The organism is Bacillus cereus group sp. BfR-BA-01355 (assembly GCF_022663675.1).
Classification (GTDB): domain Bacteria; phylum Bacillota; class Bacilli; order Bacillales; family Bacillaceae_G; genus Bacillus_A; species Bacillus_A thuringiensis_S.
This window is the reverse complement of sequence record NZ_JAKUFY010000143.1, coordinates 1-11,290: the sequence shown is the minus strand read 5'-3', so window position 1 is coordinate 11,290 and position 11,290 is coordinate 1. Positions and strand designations below refer to the sequence as shown.

Sequence of the window (11,290 nt, the reverse complement as noted above, 5' to 3'; positions counted from 1 at the left end):
TTCACGAGAAAAGAGGATTCCAAACGTAAACATAGAAGTCAAGCAAGGGGAAACAAGCTTTTTTAAAGATATCCTATACGATGATGTAGTATCCTTTGTTAAGGAATCAGGGACTGCTTCTATACATGCACTACAGAGCGCATTTAAAATCGATTATATACGTGCTTCAAGATTACAAGATGCCTTACAACGGAATGGCGAGCTGCCGAATATAACAAAGGAGACACATATGGAAAGTGTAAGTCCTAAACAAAATATAGAGCTAGCAGAACGGAAGAAAGAGGTATCTAATACTATGTTGGAACCAAAAAGGGATATAGAATACCCAATTCATTTAGGAATTCCTGTTGAGACCGATCCACTGCAAAAAAAGCTTCCAACAGGGGGACTTATAACTACAGTATTAGAGGAAACAAAAACAAATATGAAAACTAATTTAATACCAGCTACAAAAACAGTTACTCCCACTAAAGAAAATAAGCTTGATGAAGAGGTTGCAAAAGTTTACGAATCTATTGGCATTACTGTTCATCAAAACTTAGAAAAGAATATGATAGAGAATACTAGAAATAGTGAAGAGCAGCCTGAATATAAACATATGAGCTATAAAGAACGCCAAAAGGGCTTAAAAGCCAAACAAAAAAATAAGTATAACAATACGAATATACTACTTAACAAAAACAAGCAACAAAAGAAAAATACATCTAATGTAATGAGTAAGGAATTAGATGATTTTTTTGATTAATACCTATAGAAACCTATAATAACTTTTAATTCAAGATTTTATTTCCAGGAAAAGCTAGATATAGTATTTTAGCTTTTCCCTTTTAAAAAAATAAGACTTGCACAAATTACTTAAAAACGTTATATTAAAATTAATAATTATACAAACAAAACATGACTTACGTGAAGGACACACCTTACGTACCATTCCAACGGTACAGGTGTGTCCTTTTTTACGTTCTAGGAGGAAAATATAATGGTAGAAGGTAAAGTAAATACTCAAATTGCAAAAGAGCTAGGGATGGTATTTGAACCGGATAGCATGCTAGAGGAAACCTTTATAGAAACAACTTTCAATCAATTTGAACGAATACGTGAACATGAATTAGATGAATTAGCTCGTATGAAACGTGAACGTACTGTAGGGAAAGGCTTAATTACCGTAGTATCTGAAAAATTATTCCCAACTAAAAACGGGACATCTGAGCGAATACAAGTGCTCACAATGCAAATTGGTACTCATACGACAGCATATTGTCCAATTACAGAGGCAGGTATAAATATTCCTAAAAATCCTCAATGGCTGATAGGTAGAACAAAACCTGTTATTATTGAGCATTTCCAAAAAACTGAGGAAGGGAACTTTGCTGTTGTATCTATCACTGCAGGAGAACTTGCACTGCAAAGAAAATTATATGAAGAAATAGTAGAGCAAGAGGGGAATAAAGTATACACAGGAACAGTTTCTGGACATATTCCATCTGCACAAACTATTCTGGTTGAAGTTCATGGTGTAACAGTAGGAGTAAGATACTCGCAATGGTCTCATTCATTTGTCCGCTCGACGGATATTATTATTGGTGATGTTGTAGAGCTTATCATCGATAAAGTAGTGGAAAAGAATGGGCGATATGAGTTTAGAGGAAATAAAAAGAAACTAGAAACAGATCCAATGGAAAAACTATTAGAATTAAACAAACGACGTGACCGATTTATAGGTAAAATTGTAGGGATAGATGCTATTGCTGGAATTTTCGTAGAGGTTGCACCAGGTATTCAGTTTAAAGGGCTAAAAGGTCGTAATCTGGCAAATCCAACCATGGATGACGCAATAAACCAAACAATTGTTACATGTGAGCTGCTTAATATTGATGCTAAAAATAGAAGAGGAACAGTACGTATCCTAAATTATCCGCAAGGCCAAAGTAAAAAATCTAATTCGTCAATTTACCAATTTTAATGGATGATTATGCATACAATAGAGAAACAAATGTCTACTTATATCCCTTCTATTCCTCATTTATCAAGTGAGGATGCACAAGGACTTCAAATATATCGAATACATGATTTGGATAAAACCTATGTATTCCACTCTTATGACGAATTAGTTAAGTTTAAGCAACTTTTAACAGAGGAACAATATGCTATACTCAATTTTATTGGTATTCATACATCCGTTCGGTTTAATCATTTATTATATCTATTCAAGAATAAATTTTCGCGGAAGAAAATTAATAATGCACTTCAAGGATTACTTTACTATCAATTTATCGAAAAATGGCAAGTAGAAATTTTTGATATGGAAATCTTTGAAGAAACATATACCTTATCCAACAATGGATTTAAACTACTAAAATACTGGCAAGGAAATATGTTCTTCTTTGCCCCAGAGCGTCTTGACAATCATGGTAAATATATTCACCTGCGTTATTGGCATGATATAGACCTACTTTGCCATTTACGCTATGCTCCTTCATTTTTAGGGCATATTATGCATCCATCTATTAGTAAAGGGGTTTTTACCCCTTCTTTAAGTTTTATAGTAAATGGAGGAAAAGAACGTAAATTTAATTTTGTTGTATACTCCACCTTATTATCTGATCAAAAGGATCGATTAAAACGAATAATTGCTAGATGGAAGACTTTTGTAGATTCAGGAAAAGATGTTATTATGCAGGACTTAGGGAATAACCCTACAATCTTAGTTATTTATGTTTCTACTAAAAAACAAGCAAAGCAAATTAATAATGAACTATTACTTGATTTAATTCCTGGTAAAGTATTGTTATGCATAGGGGAATCTTTACATTTTCAAGGATTACAACACGCTTTTTATCAACCTCTTGCAGAAGGGGAGATCAAACAATTAGATACAAAGCTATTTATAGAAAACTAAGCCACCATACAAGCTTTCGCTTTAAAGGTGGCTTGTTTATTTTATAATTAGCTTGGAGTATTCAAAAAAACTTAACAAAATTAATAATCCTATATCTACCTCTATACAAAGCACGGATTTTGCGAAATAATATTCTTTGACACCTGTTAATAAAATAACATTATATACAAATATAGTTATTTCATTGGAGGAATATAAAAGAAAGGAGTACTATATTGCTACGTATACAAAGAGGGTACATGTACGATCCTGATGATAATGAGGTAATAGTAAATGAAATTTTCTATGATGGTACATCAGAAAAAAAGTTAGGCAGTAAAATGGGTGTATTTGATGCAGTTAAAGTACCTGTTGCTATTTTTCAAAAGGTCCAGGAAAACGAAAGTATGACCTATATGGAAAGTGTTGAAGTAGAAGAAAAAAATATTAAGGAAATACTTTGTTATTTAGTTCAAAATCAAAAGCCAGAAAAGCTATATTTTGAAATACAGTACATGAAGTAACTCCAGGGACTGAATATAAGAGGGGATTTATAGCAGGGGATTCAGGGGCATTATTATACAATACATGTGGGATCTGCATATAAACTTCCTTCTTATCCCTTTTCTATTGAAAACAATTGAATATAATATAAAAATGGTTTAATATAAATCTATATTTATTGTTTAATTGATTCCGTCTATTCCCACACCCTATGTGTTGTGGTTGAGTTTTAGAAACAAGTTGTATTCTTGTTTCAATTATGAAAGGGCTTCTTTGAGCCGATTAGTGTATATATAGCTTATTTTGCTATGCACATTTTAATCGACTTGAAGAAGTCCTTTTTGTGTTGTCTTCGAGTTAGGAATCACTTATACATAAACCTTCAGGACTAAAAGTATGCTAAATGAGAAATCACAAATTTTGTGCTTTTTGTTTAATTTAGAGGAGAGATTACATGAATTTTTACAGAGTATAGCTTGAACTACTCACCACTTAATGTCCTAACGGACTGTTTGAAGTGGGAGATTCCTGCGAACACCGATGCATCCACGAGTTATCTTAGCAGGCTCTACCCGCAGTCCCTACGGTGAGAACATAAGTATCTTGTACGCTGACTCACCACACTACCTACTTTAGCTTGGTTTTCGCAATTTTGAGAAGCGTGGGGCGATAGAACGTTGAAGATTTTACGGTTGCAACGTTTTTCTGCAACCAACCTCAAATCTTCAGTTTTCGAAGAGCAACCTGTACAAGTAAATGATAGCAAATATGTTGGCTTATGCCAACCGACATTCATCTCCCACCTAAAATTGGTGTTTCATACCTTCACATTTTTAAGGAAGGAGTCTTCTGTCGGAAAACGATAAAAAAATATGGATGAAACGCACATATTTCGTGCCTTTTATTTAAAAAAGAGGATATTTATGATGAAATATGAACATGCAATTACTTTAGATAAGTCAACATTATCAATAGGGGAAATGATTTAAAACTTTCAAAAGAAAAAAATTAATTACCACGTTAAAAGTTATGAACTTACTATCTATAAAATCAAACCTTTATCGCTCCTTTATACTGTTGGAAATTCCAACAGTTTACGATGAAGTAAGATGATAAGTATCAATTCATAATGGCATTCGAAAGAGAAGAACAAGGGAATCTAAATATGTAAAGTACTTGTTGCAATGCTAAAAGCACAAGAAATTAGAATATGAAACTTGAGAGGAGTTATATAATATGATTACAGTTAATCGAGGATACATATATGATCCAGATGATAATGAAGTCTTAATTACCGAAATTTATTATGAAGCTGCTACAGATACTAAACTAGGAAGTAAAATGAATAACTTATCTTACTCAGACATTCCTAATGAGATTAAACAAAAAATAGAAGCAACTGCTTCATTATCCTATGTGGAAAGCATTGAGATGTCTCAGCCATTAGCTGTCGTATATCAAAATGAAATTAACATGTATGGAAAACCAGAAAAATTATACTTTGAGTATACAAACATTTAAAAAGAAAAAAGACATTGAACAGTTTGTTTCAATGTCTTTTTTCTTTTTAAACTATAGAGGAACAAATGTTTAAGGTTTTGTTTGGCATTCTATAGTATTTTAGGTGTGTTATAATTATATTTATAAATTATAATATTTCGTATAAATCTAGGTTTGTTTGCTACTATTCGATATATATAACTGGAGGAAGAATTATGGTTTTTTTTAAAAGATAGTATGTGGTGTTTGTGATAAAAAGGTTGGTTTAAATCGTTATAAAATACTAAAATCTGATGCATGGCTATGCCCAGATTGCTTTCATAAAGCAGGTGGCTTGGGTGTTGTAAGTGTAAGTACGGACACTATCGAAGAATTGAAAGCTACAATCGATGCAAAGATAGCAAAACTTGCTGAGGATCCATTGTCATGCGCTGAAGGAATGTATCAATTCTGTATAGATAATAAATTCGGTTCTGGCTTTAATGAAAAGTGGGGTGTAAAACACTTCAAGGTACTAGAAGATAACTTGATGAATGGCGAAAAAATTCATATGACTTATATCGGAATGTATGATTATCAATCTACAACAAAGCATGATGGTAATTATGCCTACGCCATAACTAATAAACGCATTATGTTCGGACAAAAAACAATGGCTGGTGAAAAATTCAAAGCAGTAGATCATGAAAAGATAAATGATATATCTTTTGAAACAGGGATGTTGTTCGGCTTTCTAACAATTGATACTCCGCAAGAAAAGATCAAAGTTGCGTTAGATAAAGATTCAGCAAAATCCATTAATAATCATATTCATCAAGTTCTAGATACTTTAAAAAATAAACCTAATGAAGCTCAACCACAAGCAGTATCTGCTCCAATATCAACAGCAGACGAATTAAAGAAATTCAAAGAGCTGTGCGATATGGGTGTTATTACAGAAGATGAGTTTAACGCCAAAAAGAAGCAGTTGCTTGGTATATAAATACAAGATAAACAAGACAAGTATATAAGAGAGAAAAAGACATTGGACGTATTTGTCCAATGTCTTTTTTATTACACTGCAGAGGAGCATGTATAATGAATATTGTAAATGAAATAGAAATTGTACCCTATACAAATTATTGGCTAACCTATAGTTTCTTTTTAGGTGACAGTTTATTAAATTATTAGCGATAAAAGCCAATGATTTAAAATCGAGACATACTTTTTCTTATAATCTGACTAATAATTTTTGTTACCTAGGGCAAGGATATCAAGGTGTTGAGGAGGTACTAAGAAATATACGAATTTGCCCAAAGTCATCATAAATATTGCGTGAAATAGGCCACGTGTGCATGACAGGATAGTTCTTTAAGCTACAATCAGGAGATACAATATCCCGCCATTTAGTAAGGAACTCCTCCATCTTTAGTTAAATAAAGAATCAAAAAACCAGATTCCACACTGCGTCCCCTAAGACGATCCTGTTGTTATTTAGGATGTATGAAAAACTAACTTGATTACTCTTATCAGAATTGAGCATAACTGTACACGTAACGTTAGATATAGACATACAAACATCACTTTTATCTCCAGTATTACTGTTGAATACAATCCAACCTGGGTCAAAGTATGTTTTAGTTAAGCGTTTATTATCCGCCTCAGCAACTTTTAAGGCTGTTTCTTTTGGTTCGAATCCCATAAAATATCCCCTCTTACCCAATTATATATTCATTGTACGAATGTATTTTTGTCCTAGTAAATTGGATTTAACTATTTTTAAAAATTAGGCAGTATTACTACTTTACTTAAATCTAAAATACATACATTGTCATGAACGAATTATTATTTTGAAGGAGATGAGATATTAATGCATATAGTTCCATGTTGTCATCTACAGCTATATACATCATTTACACCAAATCCTATGCAGTATATTCCATATGGGTCATGGGATACTTTTGTACAGCTCAATCCGCAACCACTACCTCCTGGTACTTTTGTAGAACTCAATCCACAGCCACTACCTCCAAGGTATCATTATTAAAAACAAAGGCCTTCTAAAAAACTTAAATTGCAGAGTACATCTAAAGACCACTGGAAAGGTAATCTTTAGATGTATTTACATACAGAACATTGCTTCATATACAACTACAGAGGAAAAAAACCATTCTATTACAAGTAACCCCTAATTTAACTTTAACTTACCTTTGGACTTTCGTCCTTCATCAAGTTAAAGAATAAGGTATCTGTGATGATGGGTTCTAACAAGACTTCAAGAAGGTTTACAAATGTTATTAAGCATTGAAGGACGTTGGGAAACCTCTAAAAGAATTTCTTACACTAAAAGGTAGAACAGCCCCTAAAACTCATAACCTTTTAATGCTGTAGATATTCGTTACCCGTATTTTAAAGCACTTGCTGCGCCAAGATACGTCTATTCAACCCTTCACGTTTTAATTCAAGTCGTATCATCTTTTGTATTGCAACCTCAGACAAAGCCTTTTGCTCATGTTTTTCGTACATCTAACGATATGTCCCCTGATTAAAATCAAATGCCACAAATAGGGGATTATCTGTATACTTTCTAGGTCTTACAGGTTCCGGAATAGTTTTATAGTACTTGTAGAGTAGTTTCGTATAATCCTTTTATAATGATATATCCATTTATGCCATTTTCACCACGAACCACTAAGGTATTTCTAACCAACTGTATATCGCTCATATTAGGCGATACAAGCTCTTGTAAGGACAACCCATAGTTTACTACTAAATCTATTATAAAAGCGTTTCTATCCACAATAAGAGGGCCATATTCAACTTGTCTTTCTGTTAATCCTTTTGTTGAAAGGATAGCTTGTTTTAATAGTTTTTCTTCTGCTTTGGTAATAAATTCCTTATCACTTAGTGATTGATCAGGAATTAAGGAGAGGTGAAAATCATCTACTGAAGTATTTATCATTAAAGACATGTTCAATTTATTTAAGAACGGCCATATTCTGTGCCTTGTTTTCTAGCTCATAGAAATACTCCTAATAATTTTCTTTAGGTAGTTCACTTCATGATTTGATATGTAGGAGCTTCTCATTTGCTCTTAGTCACTTATAAAAACCTGTAATATCGTAATTATAACGTTCAACCCTAGATTGTTTACGTCCATTTTCTGCTAAATAAGCAGAAAATGCTTCTAATGCTATTTCTAAACTAATACCCTTGTTAATTATAATCATCTAAATTCTTATCCTATATTATAGCAAAAAATAAGTGAAAGACCTGCTACCGCCCTTTGCTACGCTCGGTTGCTGGCATATCAAAAAGGAAAACGGACAAACAACCCTTTTCCTTTTTAATATGTTGTTTTTTATTTTCAATGACAAAAAGACAAATCTCGTCCTAATAAGGGGTCGTAGATTTGTCCTTTTACATGGGAGTAATGATATGTTTAATTACCATTATTATAACGGGTTTTACAAATATTTTCAATTAGGTCTGACATCTTATTAACAATCATATTAGTAATAATAAAATCTATTATAAATATATATCTTATATATTAAAAAGAAATAAAGATAAAACTATTATAGGTTATCAAAAATAGGGGAAAGATCTACTCCCACAAGGGAAAATTTGATGTTAGAACGTAAAAAATCATAAATAGTAGAAAATGTATCCCTTGATTTAACAATTATTAAACTTTCAATTCTACAAAAAAGCAAAAAGAAAATTATATGTTTCTACATGAAATCGGAAAAAAATTAATACGAATCATATTATATTTATTCAACCATTAAAATAGGGCATGTTTTCTTTATTTTGGTAAATAGAGCAGTATCTAGGTTCAGATTATCCACATTTTTTTCAAAGAATGTAGCTATTTCTTAACATTACTCAGTATTTACACATAACTCACATTATTATTGATGATTTTTATTAGATCAATTCAATAACATTAATATTCCCAACAATATTAGTAAAATAGTATTCACATTTGATCATACTTGTCCTCATATCCATTATTTTTATTAATATCCTTCTGATTTTTTGTAGATATAAAATTGGATATTTTACTATACGTAAAGAAAACTTAATGTGTAGTGTGGAGATTCTACTATAGGTACAAGAGGATTTGTATAGAAATGCATAAAAAAAGACTCCATTTTACATGAAGTCCTTTTGATTTTGTATTTATAAATAGAGTAGTAGAAAAGGGGGGAATAAACCAAACACGAATAGCCCTCCACTTTCGATTTTTTCAAAAATAGAGAGCTTGTTGCTATCATTTTATTTCCATTGCGGTTAGCACCTGATCTGGAGCCGTTATTGTTACACCGGCACGTACTAAACGTTCGAAGGTACGCATAAATTCTAGTAAATTAAACTGCTTTGGTAGCTCAATCACACGCAGCTGCTCTTGTGGTAGTTTATCAATGGATTCTATAAACCACTCACGTACATCACTTGGAATTGTGCGTTCTTTATGGCCACGAACTTTTAGCTTTTCACGCATTTCAATTTCTAAAGCGATATATGCATGGAGATTCACTCCTTGATCATATGCATATTTTCTAAATAACATTTCTTCCTGGTATTTTAAATAATTAAGGTGATAAGATTCTTCCGTCACTGATATCGTAAACTTCTGCTTCAGTAGTGCATGTACATTTCTAAACATCTTCTTAATGTTATGAAGAGAGTACATAGAATAATGTAGACCAAAATTAAAGACAGCTTGCTCACGGTCACTATTTCTCTCTTTTGGTATGTGCTGCGCAATAAGAGGGTAGATACCTTCTTTCGCCGCTGTATCAAGAATTTGATATTGAGATGTCTGATGCAATAGTTTTTTCAATGTATATACAATTTTCGTTGGATATCCTTCTTTTCGATCAACCATATCACGAAGCCCACGAATGACACTGCGAATTTGACGATGACAAGTATGCTTTAAGACCTGAATGAACTTATTCATGTCTGCAGACAGTTCACCGATATTCATTTCTTGTAGAAGTGATTCAATGAATTTCGCTTTACGAGCATAGGTAGCTCTTGGTGTAAACGGATCCCTATGTTGTTCTTCTCCAGATTCTTTCGTACATAAGAAGTCTGAATGGATAGATAGATATAGTGTTGTATATCGCTTGGTATGCTTTACACCTTTTTGCATTTTGCAAATTTTGAATAGGGGACTACCCGTACATGGTAATGTAATTGTTAATTCATCGATAACCGCACGAATTTGATGCGGATATTTTTTATGTAAGAAACGATACATCCCGCCGAAGTAGGTTTTATTGCCTCTTTCGTCATGCTTATCTAATGAACGCTTTAACGTTGTTTCTATATGTTGTTGCATGCGATATCTAAGAATAGCTTCTTAGCCGCTACAGATAGCTTAAAGAAAGCCTTTGTAAATACAACAGGACTAATATATACGTACGGATTTGCTTTTTCTGTTTCCTCATTCAGAAAATGAGTGAGTTTAATTGTGTAACGACCATCAATTCCATTTTCAATGGAGATAATGTTATGTAAGCTTAACTTTTTCAAAGCAATATAGAATTGAGAGTGTTGGATATAAGCAAATTCTTCTTTATATAGCTTGTAATCTTCCCACATCATATGTATGGTTACATTTGGAATGACACCATTAGTAAAGCATTTCTTATGTAGATATAAAAATACTTCGAGATCAGCATTCGTAATGCCGTATAATTTGTGCTTTCTTCCAGTTTTTTCTGCAAGTGCAGACATTGCTCGACGTGAAAAAGATGGTTTGGCTTTTTCGACAAATCCGTCAACATCAGCAATGCGATCTTCATATGTCATGTGCTGCAGAATATCTTCTAAATAAGTATCTTTATAACTGTAGTACTTCTCCTCAAATGCTTCCACAAGCTTTTGCCAAGATTTGATTGTTACTAAAACTGCGTTTGTTGTTTTCCCATTTAAGCTACGTTGATTACGTATCACAAATGATTTCCCCATCTTTTTCACCTCCGTTCTACAAATTCAGAAAGATATGCCAAAATACTATAAAATATACCAATTATGATTATAGCAAATCGAAAAAAGTAAAAATGCCCCCTTTAAGAAGAAATATGAAAAGATGAAAGGTGTCTTGAAGCTTAGAGCCCCAAGGCATTCCATAAATATGCTAAAAAAATAAAGGACATGATATCGCTGTGAATTTTCATCTTTCTAGAAAGTGAAGAAACAGGAATGAAAACCTTTGTTATACTTGATTTAATAATGATTATAATGAATTTATATTATAGAAAAAGGGATATGATACCGCTGTGAATTTTCATCTTTTTATGTATAGTGAATTTATAGAAATAACTTTGAAATGTTGATTTAATAGGGATTATATCAAAAATAGAGTTTTCAAAAGGGACACAATGCAGCTGTTTTGCATTTCATGTTTTTAAA

The 11,290-nt window shown here is 32.4% G+C and carries 8 protein-coding genes and 2 pseudogenes; 7 read left to right on the top strand and 3 right to left on the bottom strand.

What is annotated here, in order from left to right; translation table 11 throughout:
• The 6 genes from MR167_RS28335 to MR167_RS28310 form a co-directional block, all read left to right on the top strand.
• The coding region (locus MR167_RS28335; protein ID WP_276575833.1) for a DNA translocase FtsK at window positions 1–745 on the top strand (745 nt) is incomplete at its 5' end.
• 234 nt (window positions 746–979) lie between these two features.
• Window positions 980–1,963 carry an RNA-binding protein gene (locus tag MR167_RS28330; protein WP_065230073.1) on the top strand — a complete coding sequence of 328 codons (984 nt, stop codon included), beginning with the start codon at window positions 980–982 and terminating at the stop codon, window positions 1,961–1,963.
• 9 nt (window positions 1,964–1,972) lie between these two features.
• Window positions 1,973–2,899 carry a hypothetical protein gene (locus MR167_RS28325; RefSeq protein ID WP_170951638.1) on the top strand — a complete coding sequence of 309 codons (927 nt, stop codon included), beginning with the start codon at window positions 1,973–1,975 and terminating at the stop codon, window positions 2,897–2,899.
• 215 nt (window positions 2,900–3,114) lie between these two features.
• Window positions 3,115–3,402, top strand: coding sequence for a hypothetical protein (locus MR167_RS28320; protein ID WP_002083359.1), 288 nt, complete (start codon window positions 3,115–3,117; stop codon window positions 3,400–3,402).
• A gap of 1,216 nt (window positions 3,403–4,618) precedes the next feature.
• Window positions 4,619–4,903, top strand: a complete 285-nt coding sequence (locus MR167_RS28315; protein WP_065230071.1) for a hypothetical protein — start codon at window positions 4,619–4,621, stop codon at window positions 4,901–4,903.
• 313 nt (window positions 4,904–5,216) lie between these two features.
• Window positions 5,217–5,864 (top strand): PH domain-containing protein, encoded by a 648-nt coding sequence (locus MR167_RS28310; protein WP_086398121.1) that lies wholly within the window; start codon window positions 5,217–5,219, stop codon window positions 5,862–5,864.
• Window positions 5,865–6,305: 441 nt separating this feature from the next.
• Here MR167_RS28310 and MR167_RS28305 read toward each other — a convergent pair whose 3' ends face one another.
• A complete protein-coding gene (locus tag MR167_RS28305; protein ID WP_241846057.1) occupies window positions 6,306–6,563 on the bottom strand; it encodes a hypothetical protein in 258 nt (85 codons plus the stop codon).
• Between the two features lie 168 nt (window positions 6,564–6,731).
• Between MR167_RS28305 and MR167_RS28300 the strand changes: the two genes are divergently transcribed.
• On the top strand, window positions 6,732–6,908 hold the full coding sequence (locus MR167_RS28300; protein ID WP_000548399.1) for a hypothetical protein: 177 nt from the start codon (window positions 6,732–6,734) through the stop codon (window positions 6,906–6,908).
• Window positions 6,909–7,276: 368 nt separating this feature from the next.
• Here the strand turns inward: MR167_RS28300 and MR167_RS28290 are convergent.
• Both MR167_RS28290 and MR167_RS28285 read right to left on the bottom strand, forming a co-directional pair.
• Window positions 7,277–8,082 (bottom strand): annotated as a pseudogene (locus MR167_RS28290) (site-specific integrase); the annotation flags it as partial.
• Window positions 8,083–9,137: 1,055 nt separating this feature from the next.
• A pseudogene (locus tag MR167_RS28285) lies at window positions 9,138–10,846 on the bottom strand (hypothetical protein).
• Window positions 10,847–11,290: the final 444 nt, after the last annotated feature.